This window comes from Kineosporia sp. NBRC 101731, assembly GCF_030269305.1.
Lineage (GTDB): Bacteria > Actinomycetota > Actinomycetes > Actinomycetales > Kineosporiaceae > Kineosporia.
Genome location: NZ_BSTC01000001.1, coordinates 1,546,905 through 1,567,275 on the forward strand (window position 1 = coordinate 1,546,905; position 20,371 = coordinate 1,567,275).

Annotated in this window: 18 protein-coding genes; 6 read left to right on the forward strand and 12 right to left on the reverse strand. The window is 68.7% G+C overall.

The window, feature by feature from the left end; genetic code table 11:
- Positions 1–80: 80 nt before the first annotated feature.
- The 5 genes from QSK05_RS06845 to nucS all read right to left on the reverse strand — a co-directional run bounded on the left by QSK05_RS06845 (position 81) and on the right by nucS (position 6,401).
- Positions 81–1,358, reverse strand: a complete 1,278-nt coding sequence (locus QSK05_RS06845; protein ID WP_285595020.1) for a DUF1501 domain-containing protein — start codon at positions 1,356–1,358, stop codon at positions 81–83.
- A 12-nt stretch (positions 1,359–1,370) separates the two neighbouring features.
- Positions 1,371–3,206, reverse strand: a complete 1,836-nt coding sequence (locus QSK05_RS06850; protein ID WP_285595021.1) for a DUF1800 domain-containing protein — start codon at positions 3,204–3,206, stop codon at positions 1,371–1,373.
- A gap of 373 nt (positions 3,207–3,579) precedes the next feature.
- The gene (locus QSK05_RS06855) at positions 3,580–4,521 is read right to left on the reverse strand and encodes an FAD-dependent oxidoreductase (protein ID WP_285595023.1); all 942 of its coding nucleotides are present in this window, start codon (positions 4,519–4,521) and stop codon (positions 3,580–3,582) included.
- A gap of 72 nt (positions 4,522–4,593) precedes the next feature.
- Positions 4,594–5,706, reverse strand: coding sequence for a quinone-dependent dihydroorotate dehydrogenase (locus tag QSK05_RS06860; protein WP_285595026.1), 1,113 nt, complete (start codon positions 5,704–5,706; stop codon positions 4,594–4,596).
- Positions 5,706–6,401: an endonuclease NucS gene (nucS, locus tag QSK05_RS06865; protein WP_285595029.1), complete on the reverse strand. Its 696-nt coding sequence runs from the start codon at positions 6,399–6,401 to the stop codon at positions 5,706–5,708. The genes QSK05_RS06860 and nucS overlap by 1 nt, the downstream gene beginning before the upstream one ends.
- Positions 6,402–6,639: 238 nt before the next feature.
- Between nucS and QSK05_RS06870 the strand changes: the two genes are divergently transcribed.
- From QSK05_RS06870 to QSK05_RS06880, 3 genes are read left to right on the forward strand one after another with little or no spacing between them, the layout of a single operon-like run.
- A complete protein-coding gene (locus QSK05_RS06870; protein ID WP_285595031.1) occupies positions 6,640–7,017 on the forward strand; it encodes a PadR family transcriptional regulator in 378 nt (125 codons plus the stop codon).
- Complete coding sequence (locus QSK05_RS06875) at positions 7,014–8,159, forward strand: hypothetical protein (RefSeq protein WP_285595033.1); 1,146 nt, start codon at positions 7,014–7,016, stop codon at positions 8,157–8,159. The genes QSK05_RS06870 and QSK05_RS06875 overlap by 4 nt, the downstream gene beginning before the upstream one ends.
- A complete protein-coding gene (locus QSK05_RS06880) occupies positions 8,146–8,298 on the forward strand; it encodes a hypothetical protein (RefSeq protein WP_285595035.1) in 153 nt (50 codons plus the stop codon). Before QSK05_RS06875 ends, QSK05_RS06880 begins: the two co-directional genes overlap by 14 nt.
- A 67-nt stretch (positions 8,299–8,365) precedes the next feature.
- Here QSK05_RS06880 and QSK05_RS06885 read toward each other — a convergent pair whose 3' ends face one another.
- Positions 8,366–10,051 carry a S8 family peptidase gene (locus QSK05_RS06885; RefSeq protein WP_285595037.1) on the reverse strand — a complete coding sequence of 562 codons (1,686 nt, stop codon included), beginning with the start codon at positions 10,049–10,051 and terminating at the stop codon, positions 8,366–8,368.
- Between the two features lie 323 nt (positions 10,052–10,374).
- On the opposite strand from QSK05_RS06885, the gene QSK05_RS06890 reads away from it, so the two are divergent.
- Together QSK05_RS06890 and QSK05_RS06895 are read left to right on the forward strand one after the other, a co-directional pair.
- Positions 10,375–12,150, forward strand: coding sequence for a 3-hydroxyacyl-CoA dehydrogenase family protein (locus tag QSK05_RS06890; protein WP_285595039.1), 1,776 nt, complete (start codon positions 10,375–10,377; stop codon positions 12,148–12,150).
- A 128-nt stretch (positions 12,151–12,278) separates the two neighbouring features.
- Entirely contained in the window at positions 12,279–12,848 is a 570-nt protein-coding gene (locus tag QSK05_RS06895; protein ID WP_285595040.1) for a SigE family RNA polymerase sigma factor, read from the forward strand.
- A 124-nt stretch (positions 12,849–12,972) separates the two neighbouring features.
- Here the strand turns inward: QSK05_RS06895 and QSK05_RS06900 are convergent, their stop codons facing one another.
- The 6 genes from QSK05_RS06900 to QSK05_RS06925 all read right to left on the reverse strand — a co-directional run bounded on the left by QSK05_RS06900 (position 12,973) and on the right by QSK05_RS06925 (position 18,949).
- Positions 12,973–13,344, reverse strand: coding sequence for a DUF952 domain-containing protein (locus QSK05_RS06900; protein ID WP_285595042.1), 372 nt, complete (start codon positions 13,342–13,344; stop codon positions 12,973–12,975).
- Positions 13,341–14,552 (reverse strand): AI-2E family transporter, encoded by a 1,212-nt coding sequence (locus tag QSK05_RS06905; RefSeq protein WP_285595044.1) that lies wholly within the window; start codon positions 14,550–14,552, stop codon positions 13,341–13,343. The genes QSK05_RS06900 and QSK05_RS06905 overlap by 4 nt, the downstream gene beginning before the upstream one ends.
- A gap of 123 nt (positions 14,553–14,675) precedes the next feature.
- On the reverse strand, positions 14,676–15,938 hold the full coding sequence (locus QSK05_RS06910; protein WP_285595045.1) for a coiled-coil domain-containing protein: 1,263 nt from the start codon (positions 15,936–15,938) through the stop codon (positions 14,676–14,678).
- 73 nt (positions 15,939–16,011) lie between these two features.
- Positions 16,012–17,349 carry a crotonyl-CoA carboxylase/reductase gene (gene ccrA / locus QSK05_RS06915; RefSeq protein ID WP_285595047.1) on the reverse strand — a complete coding sequence of 446 codons (1,338 nt, stop codon included), beginning with the start codon at positions 17,347–17,349 and terminating at the stop codon, positions 16,012–16,014.
- A gap of 263 nt (positions 17,350–17,612) precedes the next feature.
- Positions 17,613–18,059 (reverse strand): methylmalonyl-CoA epimerase, encoded by a 447-nt coding sequence (gene mce, locus QSK05_RS06920; protein WP_285595049.1) that lies wholly within the window; start codon positions 18,057–18,059, stop codon positions 17,613–17,615.
- A 68-nt stretch (positions 18,060–18,127) separates the two neighbouring features.
- On the reverse strand, positions 18,128–18,949 hold the full coding sequence (locus QSK05_RS06925) for an Fpg/Nei family DNA glycosylase (RefSeq protein ID WP_352300327.1): 822 nt from the start codon (positions 18,947–18,949) through the stop codon (positions 18,128–18,130).
- Between the two features lie 206 nt (positions 18,950–19,155).
- On the opposite strand from QSK05_RS06925, the gene QSK05_RS06930 reads away from it, so the two are divergent.
- Positions 19,156–20,358, forward strand: a complete 1,203-nt coding sequence (locus tag QSK05_RS06930; RefSeq protein WP_285595053.1) for an acetyl-CoA C-acetyltransferase — start codon at positions 19,156–19,158, stop codon at positions 20,356–20,358.
- Positions 20,359–20,371: the final 13 nt, after the last annotated feature.

A 20,371-nucleotide genomic window follows, 5' to 3' on the forward strand; every position in this document is an offset into this window, starting at 1 on the left:
ACACGTATTGCCCTACCCCAAACGAAAGGGACGACGCCGGACCCCTCACAGTCCGGCACCGTCCCCTTCCCTGACCCGGGTTACGCCACCAAGCCAACCGTCTTGGCCTTGTACCCCGGGAAGATGTCGGTCGTGGAGTCCACGCCGACACGCTTTTTCAGCACCTCGGACACGATCGACCGGTAGTCCGTGGTGCCGGCCAGGTCGCCGTCCACCAGGGCCGAGGCACCCAGCCCGGGCCAGCGTCCGTGCACGCCCTTCTTCAGGCCACCGCCCAGGGCCAGCACCACGTTGCCGTGCCCGTGGTCCAGGCCGCCGGAGCCGTTCTCCTCCAGGCGCCGCCCGAACTCGCTCAGGGTGATCAGGTTGGTCTTCGCCAGACCCGCGGTGCCCAGCTCGGCGGCGAACGCGGCCAGGGCCGTGCTCATCTCCTTGAGCTGGTTGAACATCCACCCGGCGTCGGAGCGGCCGAGGTTCACGTGCATGTCCCAGTTGCCGTAGTCGACGGTCGCGACCCGCAGGCCCAGATCGGCCTTGATCAGCCGGGCGACGTCGTGCAGGGCATTGCCCAGGCCGGTGTCGGGGTAGCCGAGCTCCTTGGCGGTCTTGCTCGTGGCCTTCTGCAGCGGGCCCATCTTGCCGACGGCCCCGAGAGCGTTGGAGAGAGGGGCCTTCAGCTCCGGCGCGGCCCCGGTGTGCAGGGTCTTCATCGCCGAGCGCCACCGGGCCAGCGGCACCAGGTCCTCGCCGACCGAGAGCTTCACGCCGGCGATCGAGTTCATCGCGAACTTCATGTTCGGCCCGATCATCGAGTCGGGCATCGCCCCCGAGCCGACCTGGGTACCGCCGAAACCACCGGGATTGCCGAGGCTGCCCAGGGTGCGGTCGATCCAGCCGGTGCGCAGGTTCGAGTCGGGCGCCGCGCGCTCCATCTCTTCCATCGCCTCGAAGTGCGACCGCGTCGGATCGGCCTGTCCCACGGCGTGAACCGCTGCCATCGTGCCGTTGTCGAACAGCTTGAACACCGGCTCCATGGCCGGGTGCAGACCGAACATCGAGTCGAGCTTGTGCGCCTGCCCCGCGGCGACCTTGATGCCGGGCCGGGCCTTGGCATAGGCGGCGTCACCGAGCGGGATCACGGCGGAGAGACCGTCGAAACCGCCGCGCAGCGACAGCACCACCAGCGTGCCGGTGCCGGCCGGGGCACCGAAGGCCAGCGTCGCGCCGGACAGCGTGGTGGCGGTGGTCAGCCCACCGACCGCGGCCATCCGGAACAGGGTGCGCCGCGAGACGCCGCGGTTCTCCGGGCAGCCGCAGTCCAGCATCTGCTCCGGCGTCTGCGGGATCATCGTCGTCATGAGAATACCGATCTAGACGGAGAGGTGGGCCGGGGCGGCGAGGAACAAGGTGGTGGTCAGCGCGATCGTCTCGTGCTGCTCCCAGGAGTTGGCCTTCAGCGCGGTGGGCAGCTTGGTGCCCGCCAGCAGGTTCACCGCGGCCGCGCGCTCGCGCTTGGTCGGGGCCCGGCCGAACACCTTCTTGCCCACGGCGGTGATCACGGCCGAGCGGGTGGTCGGTTTCTTGGCCAGGATCTTCTCCGGGCCGGGCAGCGACATCCGGGTCGGCCACCAGCCGTGCACCATCGCGGTGGTGGAGTTGAACACCTGAAGGGCCCCGGCCGGCGACTGCCACGAGTCCGCGGTGTCGGCGTAGCCGTTCGGCATCGTCCAGCTCAACGGCCCGTGGCCGGCGTCCTTGACGATGTAGTACATGTCCATCAGGGCCTTGGAACTGGAACCGTTCTTCACGCCGATCGCCCGCGCGCTCGCGACCACCTGTTCCATCGGCCGGCGGATCTTCTCACCGCTGGAGGCCGCGAACTCGGGCGAGGTGAACAGTGCGCGCAGCACCGGCACGATCGCCGTGTCGTTCTTCGTGTAGACCTTGGCCAGCGCGGTGATCAGCGACTTGGGCGGGCTGTCGGAGACGAAGTGCGTGGCCAGCTTGGTGGCGATGTTGCGGGCCGTCTTCGGGTGGTTGGCCAGGTAGCGCAGATACCGGCGCTGCGCGGCCGGGCCGCCCGCACCCGTGGAGTTCGCACTCTTGAACCCGAAAGCCTTGATCCCTCCGGTGTAGTGGCGCGAGGGGTCGTAGGCGCGCTTGCCCTCGTTGAAGGTCCAGCCGGTGAGCAGCAGGGCCGAGTGCTGGATGTCTTTCTCGGTGTACCCGCCGTTCACGCCGACGGTGTGCAGCTCCAGCACCTCGCGGGCGTAGTTCTCGTTGGGCGCCTGGCCGGTGGACTGCGCGCCGTTCAGGAACACCAGCATCGAGGGATGAAAAGCGCTGGCCAGCAGCAGATCCTCGAAGGAGGTCATCGCGTGCTTGCGGATCACGTCGCGCTGGTAGCGGTGCCGGGTGTCCCAGACGTCGCCGCCCGGGCAGGTGATGTTGAGGTGATTGGACCAGAAGTCGACCATCACCTCGTACAGCTCACGGTTCGAGAACAGCGCCCGGCCCAGGTGATGCGCGCTGGTGTCTTGCATCAGGTCCCAGGCGCCGACCTTCAGCCCCTTGCGGGCCTGGGCGATGCTCCACTTCAAGTCGGGGAACTGGGCGTCGACGGCCAGGCCCCCCGGGTCTTTGATCTTCGCCGGGCGCAGCTGGCGCTCCAGCCAGGCCGAGGCGCCGATCTTGCCGATCAGCCGGTCGCTCGTGGCGGTGCGCCCGTAGGAGGCCCGGCCGAGCAGCAGATCGGGGTCGGCCCTGACCTTCTTCGCGGCAGCGGTGGTGGTGCCGGCCGCTGTGGTGGTGCCGGCCGCTGTGGTGGTGCCGGCCGCGGTGGCCGCCTTGGTGGCGGTGCTCGCCTTGGCGGCGGCGCTGGTTGAGGTCGCACTGCTTGAGGACGCGGTGGCGCTCGCCAGGGCGTCGGCGGCGGTCTGGTTCGTGGTGGCCGAGGCGGCGCTACCGCCCGGCAGCGAGGTTGTCGCGGACTCGGCGCCGCCACCCCGCATCAGCAGGTATCCGGTGCCACCGGCCGCGGCCACGGCGGTGGCGCCACTGACGATCATGCTGCGTCGGGAGAGCCCGGCGGCGACGCCCGCCCCGTTCTCCCGCAGGGTGCGGCGGGTACGGAAATCCGGTGTGGATTCCGCTGGGGAACCGCTGCGGCCGGAATCGTTCCCGACCGGCGGAAAGCCGTCTGCCATCCGTTGCATTCCTCCTGCGAGCCGCGCCCCCGAGGCGAGGTGTCGGGTGAAGTCGCAGGGAACTTACAAGTTTTCCGGGCAGGCGGGCAACCATCCCGACGCCGGGCGCGACTGATCACTGGTGCTGATGAAACCTGCTGGTGAGAGCCACATCAGGAGGTGAGTGAAACGAAGGTCAAGAAACACTCAACAGACCCACCTAAGCTTTAGGGAGTGCTTCGGCAGCCTTAAGAAGGTTTCATGGGAATGGGTATTTCCCCCGGAATACGAGGGCAGTGGGCGGTGCAAAAAATTAATCTGATGGATGCCCCGCGACCCGCGTTCCGGGAACGCTGAGTGGATCGGTGGTGGCTTTTCGTGGTCTGCGGAAGCTCTATGACAGCCGGGAGACCTCGGTGAGCACGTCGTCCGCACATCCCCAGGCCAGCGTGACCCCACTGCCGCCGTGGCCGTAACAGTGCACCGTGGTGCCCTCGGCGGTGTGAACGGTCTCGAGCCGCACCGCAGGGCGGGCCGGGCGGAGGCCCACCCGGTGCGAGAGCACCGTGGCGCGGCTCAGCGCGGGCACGAGTTTCCGCGCCCGCTCGAGGATCTGCTCCGCGATCACCGGGTCGGGGGTGGTCTCGAAGTCGTTCACCAGGGCCGTGCCCCCGATCACGATGTGCCGGGTCTGAGGCAGTACGTAGGTGAGTACGTCCGGGTCGCTGTCGTCGGTCCACCACTGCGCCACACCCGGGTTCGACACCCGCAGCACCTGACCGCGCACCGGGTAGACCGAGGGGTCGGCGGCGAGGGCGCGACTGGCCAGACCGGTGCAGTTGATCACCACACCGCGGGTCGGCAGGGCGCTCAGCGCGATCCGGGTCAGCGTGCCTGAGGCCGCTTCCAGCCGGCGCACGAGATAGGGCAGGTGCACGGTCATGTCCACGACCGGAACGGTGAGGTGCCAGCCGTCGCGGTGGTCCGGGTGCGGGTGGTTGACGTGAGCCAGGCCGACCGCCGGGAGACCGTCGGCGAAGACCGGCCGCTGCGCGACCCCGACGATGTAGCCCGGTCGCTGCACGACGCCGGTGACCCGGGCCTCGTTGTCCTCGGACAGCTCGGTCAGCGCCCGGTAGGTCGCGTGCGACCAGCGGGACACCAGGTCGGCGGGCTCGGCCAGATAGGGCTGCCACAGCCCACCGGCCACCGCCGAGGTGGTCTCCAGGGGCATTTCGCGGGCCATCACGTCGACCTGATGGCCCGCCTCGGCCAGCCGCACGGCACAGGTCAGACCGATGACGCCCGCGCCGATGACGGTGATCCGTGCAGCCATATGAGCGATGGTGCCGTGACTTGGTGTCAGGCTGCTACTCGACGTCCACCATTAGGGCCTGTTTCCCGGCCTTTAGTTCTCGGCGGTGCCCACGGCCTGGTGGATCGACGTGAAGCCGTCGGCGCGGAGGCGTTCGGCGATGCGCCGTTGCACCTGGCGCGGCCAGAACAACCCGCCGTAGATGAAGCCCGTGTACGCCTGCACCAGCGTGGCGCCGGCCCGGATGCGCTCGTAGGCGTCATCCCCGTCCTGGATGCCGCCGGCCGCGACCAGCACCATCTCGTCACCGACCCGGGCCCGCAGCCGGCGCAGCACCTCGAGCGACCGCTCGGCCACCGGGGCGCCGGAGAGTCCGCCGGCGCCCATCGCCTCGACGTCGGCCGCGGGGGTGCGCAGGCCGGTGCGGGTGATGGTGGTGTTCGTCGCGATGATGCCGTCCAGCCCCAGCTCGACGGCCAGGTCGGCGACGGCGTCCACGTCGTCGTCGGACAGGTCGGGTGCGATCTTCACGAGCAGGGGGACGCGTCGGGTACCGGTTCCCCGGCCGGTCGGGCCGGATGCATCAAGAGTGCGCCGAACCGCGCTCAGCAGTGGCCGCAGTGACGAGACCGCCTGGAGATCACGCAGTCCGGGCGTGTTCGGGGAGCTGACGTTGACCACGAGGTAGTCGGCGACCGGGCCGAGCCGGGCGGTGCTGGCGACGTAGTCCTCGATCGCGTCGGCCGGGCCGACCACCTTGGACTTGCCGATGTTCACGCCCACGACCGCCGGGCCCCTGCGCGCCTTCAGCCGGATCGAGGCCGCGGTGGAGCCGTGGTTGTTGAACCCCATCCGGTTGATCAGGGCCTTGTCCGCCGGCAGGCGGAACATCCGGGGCTTGGGGTTACCCGGCTGGGGGCGGGCCGTGACCGTGCCGATCTCGACGTACCCGAAGCCCATCGCGGCCAGCGCGTCGGGTGCCAGGGCGTCTTTGTCGAAGCCCGCCGCCAGGCCCAGCGGACCGGGTAGGTCCAGACCCAGCGCGCGGGTACGCAGCACGGCGTCCTTCGGGGCCAGCAGCTTCGCCAGCTGCGCCCGCAGCGCGGGCACCCTCTCGACCAGACGGATCGCGGTGAACGCCGCGTGGTGCGCGGTCTCGGCCGGCACCCGCACCAGGAGGTGCTTGAAAACGAGTTGATAGAGCATCAGAAGAGTCGGGTCTCCACGTCGTCCAGGCCCCGCATCTCGTTGTAGTCCAGGATCACGCAGCGGATGCCCCGGTCCTCGGCCAGCACCCGGGCCTGCGGCTTGATCTCCTGTGCGGCGTAGATGCCGGCGACGGGGGCGAGCAGCGGGTCGCGGTTCATCAGTTCCAGGTAGCGGGTGAGCTGCTCGACGCCGTCGATCTCACCGCGCCGCTTGATCTCGACCGCCACCGAGCCCCCGGAAGCGTCCTTGACCAGCAGGTCGACCGGCCCGATGGCGGTCATGTACTCGCGCCGGACCAGCTGCCAGCCGTCGCCGAGCCGGTTCACCTGCTCGGCCAGGAGCTTCTGCAGATGGGCCTCGACGCCGTCTTTCACCAGCCCGGGATCGACCCCGAGCTCGTGGTTGCTGTCGTGCAGCACCTCGTGCAGATTCACGATCAGCCGGTCGTCGGTCTTGGCGCTCTGCACCGTCCAGACCTCGGTCACACCCACCTCGGCGGCCGCCTCGTCCGGCGGGCCCACGGTCAGCTTGGCGGGCGGGCTCATCCAGTTCAGCGGCTTGTAGGAGCCACCGTCTGAATGCACCAGCACACTGCCGTCGGCCTTCACCATGAGCAGGCGGTTCGCGAGCGGTAGGTGGGCGGTCAACCGCCCGGCGTAGTCAACAGAACAACGAGCGATAACCAGGCGCACGGTCGACGAGCCTAGCCTGAACCCGGACACCGGATGGGCGACCACCCTGACACGCGATGGATGACCACCCTCGCCCCGTCCCCATCCAACCCCTCCATGATCACGAACAGAGGGGGGGGGTTGCCCGCGTCGCTCGTGGGTGATCCTGGCGTGACACGCCCCACTCCCGCACCATGGACGCTACTGCGCATTGCGCGGTACCTTCTGTGGCGCGGCAGTGGATGGTTGGGGGAGACGGATGGATACGACGCAGTTGCTGAAGGGCGTGCTCGACGTCGCGGTGCTGGCGGTGGTCGCGCAGGAGGACGGGTACGGGTACGACGTGGTGCGTCGTCTGCGGGCCGCGGGGCTGGAAGACGTCGGGGACGCGTCGGTGTACGGCACGTTGCGGCGTCTCTATGCCGGTGGGTCGCTGACGTCTTACGTGGTGCCCTCCGACGAGGGGCCGCACCGCAAGTACTACGGCATCACGCCGCTCGGGCGGCAGGAACTCGGGGAGCAGCGGCAGACCTGGGCCGCGTTCGCCGACACGATGACCGGCCTGCTGGCCGGGTCGACGGGTAACACGGTGCCGCTGGAGCGCCGGCGGCGGACAGGCTCGGAGGGAACGCGATGAACACGGTGACTCAGACCCCGGACCTGGCGAACTATCTGGCGGCGGTGCGGCGGGAGCTCGGTGATCTCGGTACGGATGAGGTCGACGAGCTGACCGGTGGGCTCGAGGCCGACCTGGCCGACGCCCTCGACGGCAGTGACCGGACACCGGAGGGGATGTTCGGTCCGCCGCAGGCTTATGCCGCCGAGCTGCGCGCCGCGGCCGGCCTCTCGCCGCGGGGTGCGAAAAAGCCTCCGCGGCTGAGCATCCGGCCGCGGATCGCCGCCGCCGAGGCCTGGCTGGACCGGCAGCCGTGGGGGCCGGGTGTGAAGGGCTTCGGCGAGACGGCTCGTCCACTGTGGTGGGCTTTTCGCTCCTACGTTGTTTACCAGCTCATCGTTCAGACCCTGAGCGACACCCGTCAGAGGGCTCCGGAGTCTGAGGTGCAGTGGCTGCTGCTCATCGTGCTGGTGATCGGGGGTATTGAACTCGAGCGCCGGAAGTGGTTCTCGTCCGGCAGATTCCGTCGTGGTCTGGTCGGTGCGGCCGATCTGCTGGCCGTCGGCTCGCTGGTGCTGGCCGCTTGGCTGTTCGTCATCCCGAACTATTCCGTCGTGGGGTTGGTGCCGGTGGGTACCGACGGATACACGGATTCGTTCAGCGCGGCTCAATCGGACCCGATCGAGGGCGTGACCAACGGCGGGCGGTTGGTGCACAACATTTTCCCGTACGACTCCGAGGGAAACCCGCTGCAGGGCGTGCAGTTGTTCGATGATCAGGGGCGGATGCTGGTGCCGTCGGAAAAGGACTACCTGGAAGGTGGGTCGGACGTCAGCGTGAATCCGGCGAAGGGCCGAGACGGCCGGAACCTCTTCAACGTCTACCCGCTGAAGGAGACGCTGACGGGGTGGGACGAGAACGGGAACGAGATCCCGGTGCGTGTCCGCGACGCCAAGGCTCCCAGCCGCCTGCAGTACCCGGTGAGCCAGGGTGAGCCGGAGCCGACCGGGACCGCCACGCCCGGGCCGACCCCCACCCTGGCGCCAACCCTGACCCCGACGCCGGCCCTGACCGAAACCGCGGAACCGACCTCGTCCGAACCGGGCGATCCCTCGCCGTCGGCAGAACTGACCGAGGCTCCGGCGGACGGTGACGAGGGATGAGCGCGCTCCTGGAAAACCACCGTCCGATAGCCGATTACGGTGGCCCGCGCTGGTGGGCCTGGGCATCGTCCTGCTGAACCTCTGGCTGGTGGTCCTGGTTCTGCTCGTCGTGCCGGTCGACCTGTACTGGGGTTCCTGAACGCGGCACCACCTGAACGCAGAAGCGGCGGCGGTCCCCGAAAGGTCCGCCGCCGCTTCGTCTTCAGTTACAGTCGGCCGCTCACCGCGGCCTTGGCGTTGACGATGCCGTGACCGTAGAAGCCGTTGTCCGACTTCGGGCCCTCACACGTGGCCTCCGAGTCCACGATCGCACCGGTCGTCAGGATCCGGTGGTACTTGAACGTGCGGGGGTTCGGGCAGGCGGTCTCGGTGGCCGACTTCAGCAGCTTGGCCTCGGTCTTGTCCGGGTCCAGGCCCAGGCCGCTCTTGTCCTTGTGGCCGAACTCGCTGACCACCAGCGCAGCCACACCCGCGGCGTGCGGTGAGGCCATCGAGGTGCCCTGCAGGTACTGGTAGTAACCGCAGACCGAGCCCTTGCACGACTTCACCACGGCCGGCGTGAGGGGTTCACCGTTCTCGTCGATGAGGCCCTCCTCGATGGCTAGGTGCTTCGGGAAGGCGGCCAGCACGGTGCCGCTGAGATTCCTGGAACCGTCGGCGGTGTCGTAGGCGTCACCACCGGGCGCGGAGACGTCGGTCTCCTCCGTGCCGTAGTTCGAGTAATAGGCCTTGCGCTTGCTCGGCCCGGTCGAGCTGACGGTCAGCACACCCTTGCTCTCGGCCGGCACGTTGATGCACGAGTTGTCGATCGTGCGTTCCTTCGCAGCGCCTTCCGGGTAGTCCGGCGAGGTGGCGTCCGTGGTCGGGTTATTGAGGTCGGTGGCCTCGTTGCCCTCGGCGGAGACCGGCAGCACACCCTTGTTGCGGGCGTAGGTCAGGGCCCGCTGCGTGGCGGTGCGGATGACCTGCTGCTCGCGCTGTTCCGCGGGCGAGTCGGCCGGGTTGCTCGTGCAGTTGAACAGCCACGGGTCGACGTAGTAGCTCATGTTCACCACGTCGACGCCGATGTCACCGGCGTAGGTGAGGGCGTCCAGGGTGGGCTGGAGGAAGAAGTAGCCCGAGTCCTGACCGGCCCGGATGTTCACGAGCGTCACGTCCGGCGCGACACCCGCGATGCCGATGCCGTTGATCGGTGACCCGATGGTGCTGGCGACGTGCGTGCCGTGACCGCCGTCGTCCACGTCGGCGGCGTCCTTACAGCTCGCCACCTCGCACTCGCCGTCGATCTCGGGGATGTCCGTGACGAAGTTGCGCGACAGCTTCTTGCTGAAGTTCGGCGCGATGTCCGGGTGGCTACCGTCGACGCCGGTGTCGATCACGCCGACCAGCACCTTGCTGCTACCGGGCTGCGAGGCGTACGAGCCCTTCTTGGTGGCGTCGATCTGCTTCATGTCCCACTGCAGATCGGCCAGCGGTTCGTTGCTTGCGGAAGAACCCTTGTGCGTGCCGGACTTCGACGACTTGGGGGTGCTCTTGCGCAGCTGCTCGATCTGGAACTGGCTGGCCTGCTGCTCCTCCGGAGCCTGGCCGATGATCTGGTTGCCCGCGGCGCCGAGCACGGTCTTGTCCGCGTTGATCTTCGCCTCGAAGTCGGACTTCGAGCTGGTGGCCACCACGTAGCCGAGCGCGGAGTTCTCCGAGACCACCGTGCCCCCGGCCTTCTCCACGGCGGCCTTGGCCGCCAGAGCGCCGGAGTTAGCGTTCTGCAGAACGACGTACTCGGTCGTCGCGGCCTTCTGAGAGGTGCTCGCCGAGGCCGGGGAACTGGCCACGAGCGCGGTGCCGGTGACGGCGAACATCGCTGTCACCAGGCAGACGCCAAGTTGTCGCATCGAATCGGTCCCTTCGTCGCGGATGTTCGCGGGTGGAACGTGACTACCGAATTCTGCTCGGTATGCGGACTCGCCGGACCTGCGGCAGTCGGGCCCCCGACCGGCAAAGCAGTTCGCATACCGGATGACTTATACATGTTCTTCCGTCCGGATTAAATGCAAACCGAACGTTTTTCTGCCGGAGGGTGGCGCAGAATACTTTTTCTTGACGGGAGCCACCTCCGTCCGCAGCGTGGCGTGGGCGACAGATTCACCCCTGCTGAAGGTCTTTCACCCAGGTCACCATGAGTGATCGGCAATGATCGGCCACGAGGAGGCTCGCGATGGCGCGGCAGATACGGACCGTGGGAGTGGTCGGGCTCGGCACGATGGGATCGGGCATTGCCGAGGTGCTGGCCCGCCACGGGTTCGGCGTGATCGGTGTCGAGGTCGACGCGGCCGCCGCCGACCGGGCGAGGACGCGGATCGAGGCATCCACCGAGAGGGCGGTCGAACGCGGCAAGCTGCAGCCCGCCGACCGCGCGGAACTGCTGGCCCGCATCGAGTTCTCCACCGAGCCGGCACGGGTCGCCGACGCCGGTCTGGTGATCGAAGCAGTGCCCGAGGTGCTCGGCCTGAAGCGCGAGATCCTGGCCTCCCTCGATGCCGTCGTTGCCCCCGACGCCATTCTGGCCACTAACACCTCCAGCCTTCCGGTCACCGAAATTGCCGTGGCCACCAGCAATCCCCGGCGTGTGATCGGGCTGCACTTCTTCAACCCGGCCCCGGTGCAGGAGCTCGTCGAGGTGGTGCGCACGGTGGTGAGTGACGAGGACGTGGTGGACGACGCCGCACTCCTGGTGCGGGCCCTGGGCAAGGAGCCGGTGGTGGTCGGCGACCAGGCCGGGTTCATCGCCAACGCCTTGCTGTTCGGCTACCTCAACCACGCCGTGTCGATGTTCGAGGCGAAGTACGCGCGGCGCGAGGACATCGACGACGCGATGCGTCTGGGGTGCGGTCTGCCGATGGGCCCGCTCGCCCTGATGGACCTGATCGGGCTGGACACGGCTTACGAGATCCTCGACTCGATGTACCACCAGACCCGCGATCGTCTGCACGCCCCGGCGCCGTTGATCAAGCAGATGGTCACCGCCGGGCTCACGGGGCGCAAGAGCGGGCGGGGCTTCTACCGTTACGCGGCTCCCGGCTCGTCGGTGGTCATTCAGGACGCGCGCCTGCCCGCGGGCGGGCCGGTCGCCGACCGGGGGAGAGACGTGCAGAGCGTGGGGGTGGTCGGCTCCGGCACGATGGCCACCGGGATCGTCGAGGTGCTGGCCAAGGCCGGTCTGGACGTGCTCTTCGTGGCCCGGACACCGGAGAAGGCCGAGGCGGTGCGCGCGGGCCTGAGGCAGAGTCTGGACCGCTCGGTGACGAAAGGACGGATCACGCCGGATCAGCGGGACGCCGCCCTGGGGAAGGTCCGCGGCACCACGGCACTCGCCGACCTGGGCGACGCCGACCTGGTGCTGGAGGCGGTGGTGGAGGACCTGGAGGTGAAGCAGGCCCTGTTCCGTGACCTCGACCGGATCTGCCGGCCGGGTGCCGTTCTGGCGACCACGACGTCCTCGCTTCCCGTCATCGAATGTGCCGCCGTGACGGGAAGACCACAGGACGTCATCGGGATCCACTTCTTCAACCCCGCCCCGGCGATGCGGCTGGTCGAGGTGGTCAGCACGGTTTCGACGGCGGAGGATGTGACTCTGACCGCAGTGAAACTCTGCCGCCACATTCGTAAGCACCCGGTCACATGTGGCGACCGGGCCGGGTTCATCGTCAATGCGCTGCTGTTCCCCTACCTCAACGACGCCGTGAAGATGCTCTGCGCGCACTACGCCCAGGCCCAGGACATCGATCGGGCCATGCGCCTGGGCTGCGGGTATCCGATGGGGCCCTTCGAGCTTCTGGATGTCGTGGGTCTGGATGTATCACTGGCGATCGAGAAGGTTCTCTTTCATGAGTTCCGTGAACCTGGCTTCGCTCCGTCACCGATGCTGGAACACCTGGTCACTGCGGGTTATCTGGGCCGGAAAACTGGGCGAGGATTCCGTACTTACGGCTAGAACGGTGCACAGGCAGTCGCAAGGTCCGGTTAGGCTGACGCCGGATTGCGCGAACGCGGCTGTGGGAAGCCGTTCACGGGGGCGCGGCACAACGTCGGTGAATGAGCTAGATCTGCGAGGGGAACGTGGTGGTGCAGCAGCCTGTCGATGCGTCGGCAGACGATGCGCACTGGTCTGTCCCCGATCAGATGATCGGTCAGGACGCACCGGGACGGCTGGTGTTCGAGGAGTTCGTGGCGAGCCGCGGCCCGGCGCTGGTGCGGTTGGCGCGTGGTCTGCTGCGTGACCCCTACCTGGCCGAGGACGTGGTTCAGGACGTGCTCGGTAAGGCCCTGCTGCAGTGGGACCGGGTCAGTGCCGCCAACGACGTCGACGCCTACGTGCGGCGCATGGTGGTCAACGCCTGCACCTCCTGGTTCCGGCGGGCCGCCCGGCGCGAGCGGGCGACCGACTCGGTGCTGGTGCTGGACACCCCGTCGGGCGACGGTGCCGAGAACCGGGCCGATCGCGAACAGCTCATCGCCCTGCTGCGCCGGCTGCCGGCCAAGCAGCAGGCCGTGCTGGTGCTGCGGCACTACGAGGGCCTGCCCGACAGCGAGATCGCCGTGCTGATGAAGTGCTCCGAGGTCACGGTGCGCAGTAACGCCCACCGCGGCCTGGCGAAGCTGCGCGACATGCTGACAACCGCCCCGGTCTAGCGCGCCCCCTCAACTCCAAAGCCTTCGTTCGTGATCATGCAAAACCTCCCCGGAGTTCTAGAACTGTGAGTTCGAAGAGTTCTAGAACACTGGGGAGGTTTTGCATGATCACGACGGGGTTGGGTTAACGGGCTACGTCGTACGGGGTTACGTCGGGTAGTTCCGGGCCGGTGAACTCCAGTACCGCCACCACCGCGTCCACCGGGATCGGCCCGTAGAAGTGGGGGAACGGGCTGTCTGAGCCGGGGACGTCGTCCCAGCGCATGGGCGTGCCCTGCTCCGCGCACTTCTCTTCGTCGACCACCAGCAGGCGCAGGTCCGCAGGAGGCAGGTCGCCGTAGAACGTGCTCAGCACGACCGTGGCCTGGCTGACGGTGCTGGCGTGGATGAAGCCCTCCTGCGCCAGAGTGACGTCGCGGCTGGACTTCTCATAACGGCCCAGGGTCAGGGCCTGCGCCCAGTCGGGCTCCAGGGCGATGTGCAGAACGCGGGTCACGCTTCCTCCTGTCGGGGGATGACGACTTCCTGGATGATCAGCAGGATCGCGGCGGCGATCGGGATGGCGATGAGCGCCCCCAGGACGCCGAGCAGCGCACCGCCACCGAAGGCCGCGATCAGGGCCACGGCGCCGGGTACGGCCACGGTGCGGGACATGATGCGTGGCGCGATCAGGTAGTTCTCCACCTGCTGGTAGATCAGGTAGTAGACGGCGGCGATGATCGCGATCTGCACCGACTGGAACAGCCCGACGAGCACCACCAGGATGGCGCCGAGAGTTGCACCTACGAGCGGGATCACGCCCAGCACGCCGACCACGAAGGCGAGCACGGCGGCGTAGGGGATGCCGATCACCGTCATCATGATGAAGCTGCAGACGCCGTTGATCGTCGCGATCGCGACCTGCCCGGCCACGTAACCGCCGATGCGCTTGATGATTTCGTCGCCCAGGGCTCGCACCCGGGTGCGGCGGCTGCGCGGCACCAGCCGGTAGCCGGCCTCGGCGATGTTGTTCAGCGAGGCCAGGAAGTACAGGGTCAGGATCAGCACGGTGAAGGTGCTGGCCAGGCCGGACAGCACGGCCTTGCCGGCGCCGAGCACCCCACCGAACACCTGCATCACGGTCGTGCCGTTGCTGGCCCGGTCGCGCAGTTGCTTGCTCATGTTGTCGATCACGCCGTACTGCGCGTTCAGGTCGTTGATCCAGCGGGTCTTCGTCAGGTTGTCGATCTGGTCGGGAGCCGAGTCGATCAGCTCGGTGGCCTGGTCGACCATGTCCGGGATGATGATCGCGGCGAACCCGCCGAAGATGCCGATGACCGCGACGAACACGATGCCGACCGACCAGCCCCGGCTCAGCCCCTGGCGCTGCAGGTAGCGCACCACCGGGTCCAGGCCCACCGCCAGGAACGCCGCGATCACCACCAGGGTGATGGTCTGCGAGAGGTCGGCCACGATCTTCATCAGCTGGAAGGCCAGCAGCGCGCCGATCGTGGCGAGAAAACCGAAGTAGAACGGGCTGTTCCGGTTGATCGGAGGGCCCGGGCGGCCGAACTTCGGGTCGCCCTTCACCGGTTCGCCCTCCTCGACGATGCGCGGTTCGCCGGCCGGGTGCTCGGGGGTGGAGTCCGACACCTTGGCGGGCTCGCTGCCGGGGTGCTCGGAGCCCAGGGTGGAGGCGGTGTCGGGGTCCGACTGCTGTGACACAGCGAGGGCTCCGTTTCAGTGGTAGGTCGCGAGCCGGGGAAGATCGCCAGGAGCATTCTCACCCGGAACACAGCAACGCCGCCCGGTGAGAACCGGGCGGCGTTGCTGGCGTGATCTTGGCGGTTACCGCTTGGATCCGGCGGGGGCGGCGTCAGGCAGCACGATCGTGCGCTGCTCGCTGTCCTGACCGTTGTCGCCGGAGGGGTCGTCCTGCGGGTTGTGCGAGGCGGCCTGGGCGACCTTGTCCAGCGAGCCGGCGTTCATCGGCATGCTGTTGCCGAGCAGGGCGCGCAGCTGGTCGAGGTGACCGGTGATGCTGTCACGCTGACGGATCAGCTCGTCGACCTGACGCTGGGCGGCCCGGCGGTTGCGGTCGGCCTCGCCCTTCGCCTCGGAGAGCACCTTGTCGGCGTGCGCCCGGGCTTCGGCCATGACCTGGTCGGCGTTGCGGCGGGCGTTGCCCACCAGGGTCTTGGCGTGCTCGTCGGCGTCGCGGCGCACGGCCTCGGCCTGGGCCACGGCCTTCCCGGCGCGGGTCTCCGCGGCGGACGCGCGCTGTTCGGCCTCGGCCACCAGCTGGGTGGCCTGGGCCACGGCCTGCTCGTGACGCTCGGCGTCGAGACGCTCGGCCTCTTCCCGGCGGGCGGCGAGCTTGACCTCGAGGTCGGTGCTCATCTGCTCGGCGCGGCTGCGGGCCTCTTCCAGGGCGGCGGCCGCAGACGTGCGCATCTCTTCGGACTCGCGCTTGGCGGTCGACCGCATCTCCTCGGCGTCACGCTTGGCGTGACCCCGGGCCTCGTCGGTCTCGCGCTTGGTGCCGGCCCGCAGCTCGGTGACCTCGCGCTCGGCCGTGGCCCGCAGACGGGCCAGCTCGCGGTCGACGGTGCTGCGCTTCTCCGAGGTCTCGTGCTCCGTGACCGATTTCAGCTTCGAGGCCTCGCGCTCGGCGACGGCCAGCATCTCTTCGGACTTACGGGTGGCCGTGCCGACAATGTCCTCGGCCTCGGTGCTCGCCTGGTTGCGCAGCTCGGCGGTCTCCCGCTGGGCCACGGCCGTGGTCTCGGCCGCCTCGTTCTGGGCGGCCGCGCGGTGCTGGGCCGCCTCGACCCGGGCCTGCGCGACTGCTTCCTCGGCCTCCTTGGTGGCGGCCGCGATCACGTCGCTGGCCTGCTCCTCGGCCAGACGCAGCAGCTGCTCGATGCGGGAACCCAGGCCGCTGTACGACGGGCGCTCCACCTCGCGCAGCTGGCGGTGCGCCTCGGCCACCTCACCGGAGAGTTTCAGCGCGCGGGTGTCGAGCTCCTCGACGCGGGCTCTGGCGTCACGCAGGGAGGACTCCAGGGAGGCAATTCTTTCCTCCACCTGCGCGCGATCGAAACCACGCATGACGATCTGGAATCCATGGGGGCTCTGTTCGCCGGCCACTACTCAGTCCTCCCTGACGGCCCGCCGCCCGGGCCTAGACGTTCCTGAACCTCATGATTGCTTTACTATGCCGCTCGCGTTGGGCTGCGTTGCGCACGCCGAGACCTTCATCAGGTGCCAGGCAGCGTACTCCCACCTTGCCTTGATGCCGGTTGCCGTGAACGTCGAATGCAGCCTGTCCAGCCTGGTCGAGCGGGTAAGTTCGAGACAGCGTCGGATGGATCAGCCCTCTCGACACGAGGTCGTTGGCCGCCCATGCCTCGGCATAGTTCGCGAAGTGCGATCCTACGATGCGTTTCAGGTTCATCCACAGATAGCGATTGTCATATTCGTGCATGTAACCAGATGTTGATGCACAGGTGACCACCGTTCCCCCTTTCTTCGCGGCGTAGACACTGGCCCCGAACGTCTCGCGCCCGGGGTGCTCGAACACCACGTCAACGTCCCGCCCGCCGGTCAGTTCCCGGATGCGGCTGCCGAACCGCCGCCACTCCTTCTGGTCCTGGGTGTGTTCGTCACGCCAGAACCGGTAGCCCTCGGCCCGGCGGTCGATGACCAGGTCAGCGCCCATCCGCCGGCACAGCTCGGCCTTCCCGGGACTGGACACCACACAGACCGGAGTTGCTCCTGCGGCCAGTGCGAACTGCGTGGCGTACGAGCCGAGCCCGCCCGAGGCGCCCCAGATGAGGACGTGGTCGCCGAGCTTCAGGCCGGCGCCGTTGCGCGAGACGAGTTGTCGGTAGGCGGTCGAGTTCACCAGTCCGGGACAGGCGGCCTCCTCCCAGGTGAGGTGGGCCGCCTTGGGCATCAGCTGGTTCGTCTTCACCAGCGCCAGCTCGGCCAGGCCGCCGAAGTTCGTCTCGAAGCCCCAAATACGCTGTTCGGGGTCGAGCATGGTGTCGTTGTGCCCTTCGGGGGCCTCCAGCTCGACCGACAGGCAGTGCGCCACCACCTCGTCACCGGGCTTCCACGCCTGCACCCCGGCCCCGGTCCGCAGCACCACCCCGGCCAGGTCCGAGCCGATCACGTGGTACGGCAGGTCGTGCCGGGCGCCGAGGGGGCCGGTGCGGCCGTACCGGCGCAGGAACGCGAAGGTCGGGACCGGTTCGAAGATCGAGGTCCAGACCGTGTTGTAGTTGACGGCGCTGGCCATCACGGCGACCAGTGCCTCACCCGGCCCGAGCTCCGGCACCGGTATCTCGTCCAGGTGCAGTGAGCGGCGCGGATCCTTCTCCCGGGTGGGCAGCCCCTCGAACATGTCCACCTCGTCGGCGTGCACGGTGACGCCGCGGTAGAACTCGGGCACGTCGATGGCGAGGTAGTCCTCGCGGGTCGCCGTGCCGGACAGGATCGCCTCGAGAATCTTCTGCACGATGGGCCTCCGGCGGGCATGAAGAAAGGGGGACGCGGGTGTCGGCGGAAGGGCGTGGAGCCCGCCGGAGAGGTCCTGGACGCCGGGTCACGGCCGGTCCGGACAGCGGGGGAAGTTGTTCTGCCTACGACGTTAACGAGCAGGTCAAAAGGGTTGTAGGTGGTGAGCGGTGATGCAGCTCACCGGTTTTGAGGTTCCCAGGGGACAACGAAAAACCGCACCTCCCCGTGGGAGGTGCGGTCCGGCGTCCCTAAGCTCTGGTTCTAGGCCGGTTCGACCAACTCGACCAGCACGCCACCCGCGCTCCTGGGATGGATGAAGTTGACGCGACTGCCCGCGGTACCCCGCCGGGGCGCGTCGTAGAGCAGCCGGGCGCCCCGCTCGCGCAGGGTCGCGCAGACCACGTCGATGTCCTCGACCCGGTAGGCGACCTGCTGCAGGCCGGGGCCCGAGCGGTCGATGAACTTCGCGATCGTCGACGTCTCGTCCAGCGGGGCCAGAAGCTGCACGTGGCTGCCGGAATCACCGACGGCCATCATGGCTTCCTGCACCCCCTGCTCCTCGTTGACCTCGCGGTGGGCCAGGCGCATGCCGAGCACGTCGCGGTAGTAGGCGATGGCGGTGTCCAGGTCGGGCACGGCCACCCCGACGTGATCGATCGTGGTGAAGAGCTGGGTTGCGGGGGTGCTCACCCCAGTCGGGTCGGTCATGCAGGCCAGGGTAGGTGGCCGGTTCCCGGAACAGTGGACGACAGCCGTGAGCAGTCCCACGTATTTCCCTAGTTCGCCTGGTCTTTCGGGCACCAGTAGAGATTTCGCGCCACCATCTCCTCGGTGCGCACCGGGGTGCCGCAGGTCCGGCAGGGCTCACCCGCGCGCCGGTAGACGTAGTGCGAGTCCTCGCGCCGGACGGTCGATGCCGTGCGCCGCCCGCGGGGCCGGTCTTCCGGGCGGGTCGTGATGATCTTCTTCGTGCGCACCCCGGCGCGCATGAGGACCTGCAGGTCGGACCACAGAGCCGTCCACTCCTGCGGGGTCACGTCGCGGCCGGGCCGGTGCGGGTCGATGCCGTGCCGGAACAGGATCTCGGCGCGGTAGACGTTCCCGATGCCCGCGATGACCTTCTGATCCATCAGTAGGGCGCCCACCGCGGTTCGGGACCGGCTGATCCGCTCGAACGGCGCATCGCCGTCCGCGTGCTTCCGGAGCGGATCGGCACCGAGGCGACCGATGACGTGCCGGCGCCCCTCCTCGTCCAGAAGCTCACTGGCCGTGGCCCCGCGCAGGTCGGCCCAGCCCCGCTCGCTCTCCAGCCGCAGCCGCAGCTGGCCCCAGGGCGCGGCCGGCGACCCCGGCCCGTGCTGGAACTTCCCGTACAGACCGAGGTGCACGTGCAGCCAGACCGGGGGCCGGTCGCCCGCTGGGGCGACATGCACGAAGAGGTGCTTGCCCCAGGCGTCCGTACTCGTGACCGTGCCGCCGTCGAGCAGGGCGACGCCCGCCGCGAACTTGTCCTGCACGGCACTCGCGCGGATCACGGTGCCGGTGAAGAGCTCGTCCAGGTCGCTGGCGAGCCGGTGGATGGTGTGGCCCTCGGGCAGTGTGGTCTCCGGTGCTCAGGTGCAGTGCGGGTGCAACGTTGGAAGTACTTGCAGATCTTTCAACCTGTCGGCGAGTACAGCAGATTCCCCCGGGCCCGGCCATCGCGGGATGTGGTGCCCGACACCCACGAGGGACATCAGGTACCCCGATGACATTGTTACGTTGAGTTGCCGGGAAAACTTGACTGTCGAACTGCGAGGATGCCGTGACCGACCAGACGCAACGCCCGACGTCCGTCATCGTTGCCGGGGCCCGCACGCCCGTGGGCCGGCTGCTCGGCTCGCTCAAGGGGTTCTCTGCCCCCGAGCTGGGGGCGATCGCGATCCGGGGCGCCCTCGAGAAGGCCCACGTCGACCCGGCCACCGTGCAGTACGTGATCATGGGCGAGGTGCTCCAGGCGGGTGTCGGCCAGGGGCCGGCCCGTATCGCCGCGGCGAAGGCCGGCATCCCGCTCGACGTTCCCGCCGTCACCATCAACAAGATCTGCCTGTCCGGCCTCAACGCCATCGCGACCGCCGACGCGCTGATCCGGGCCGGTGAGTTCGACGTGATCGTGGCCGGGGGCATGGAGTCGATGACGCAGGCGCCGCATCTGCTGCCCGGCAGTCGCGGGGGCTTCAAGTACGGCGACGTGACCCTGAAGGACCACATGGACCTCGACGGGCTCTACGACGCGTACACCGAGCAGGCCATGGGCGCCCTGACCGAGGCCGCGAACGTGGACGACCGGAAGTTCAGTCGCGAGGAGATGGACGCCTTCGCCGTCGCCTCGCACCAGAAAGCCGCTGCGGCACAGAAGAACGGCGTGTTCGACGACGAGATCGTGCCGGTGCCCGTCCCGCAGCGAAAGGGTGACCCGCTGGCCTTCGCCATCGATGAGGGGGTGCGCGGCGACACCTCGCTGGACGTGTTGTCGCGGCTGCGCCCGGCGTTCCGGAAGGACGGCACCATCACGGCCGGTTCGGCCTCGCCGATCTCCGACGGGGCGGCCGCGGTCGTGGTGATGTCCCGCCGCCGGGCGGAGGAACTCGGTCTGACCTGGATCGCCGAGATCGGTGCGCACGGCCAGGTCGCCGGGCCCGACTCCACCCTGCAGTCGCAGCCGGCCAACGCGATCCGCGCCGCACTCGCCCGCGAGGGTCTGACGGTCGCCGACCTGGACCTGGTGGAGATCAACGAGGCCTTCGCGGCGGTCGGGCTGGCGTCGACGAAGGAGCTCGGCCTGGACCCGGCGAAGGTGAACGTGAACGGTGGGGCGATCGCGACCGGCCATCCGATCGGGATGTCCGGCGCCCGGCTGGTGCTGCACCTGGCTCTCGAGCTGGGCCGCCGGGGTGGCGGCACCGGGGCGGCGGCCCTGTGCGGGGGCGGCGGTCAGGGTGACGCGCTGCTGCTGCACGTGCGCTGATTCTTGGTTCGCC

Coding starts and splice junctions, on each gene's coding strand:
- QSK05_RS06845 (WP_285595020.1), bottom strand. CDS start 1,358: ATGACGACGATGATCCCGCAGACGCCGGAGCAGATGCTGGACTGCGGC.
- QSK05_RS06850 (WP_285595021.1), bottom strand. CDS start 3,206: ATGGCAGACGGCTTTCCGCCGGTCGGGAACGATTCCGGCCGCAGCGGT.
- QSK05_RS06855 (WP_285595023.1), bottom strand. CDS start 4,521: ATGGCTGCACGGATCACCGTCATCGGCGCGGGCGTCATCGGTCTGACC.
- QSK05_RS06860 (WP_285595026.1), bottom strand. CDS start 5,706: ATGCTCTATCAACTCGTTTTCAAGCACCTCCTGGTGCGGGTGCCGGCC.
- QSK05_RS06870 (WP_285595031.1), top strand. CDS start 6,640: ATGGATACGACGCAGTTGCTGAAGGGCGTGCTCGACGTCGCGGTGCTG.
- QSK05_RS06875 (WP_285595033.1), top strand. CDS start 7,014: ATGAACACGGTGACTCAGACCCCGGACCTGGCGAACTATCTGGCGGCG.
- QSK05_RS06885 (WP_285595037.1), bottom strand. CDS start 10,051: ATGCGACAACTTGGCGTCTGCCTGGTGACAGCGATGTTCGCCGTCACC.
- QSK05_RS06890 (WP_285595039.1), top strand. CDS start 10,375: ATGGCGCGGCAGATACGGACCGTGGGAGTGGTCGGGCTCGGCACGATG.
- QSK05_RS06910 (WP_285595045.1), bottom strand. CDS start 15,938: ATGCGTGGTTTCGATCGCGCGCAGGTGGAGGAAAGAATTGCCTCCCTG.
- mce (WP_285595049.1), bottom strand. CDS start 18,059: ATGACCGACCCGACTGGGGTGAGCACCCCCGCAACCCAGCTCTTCACC.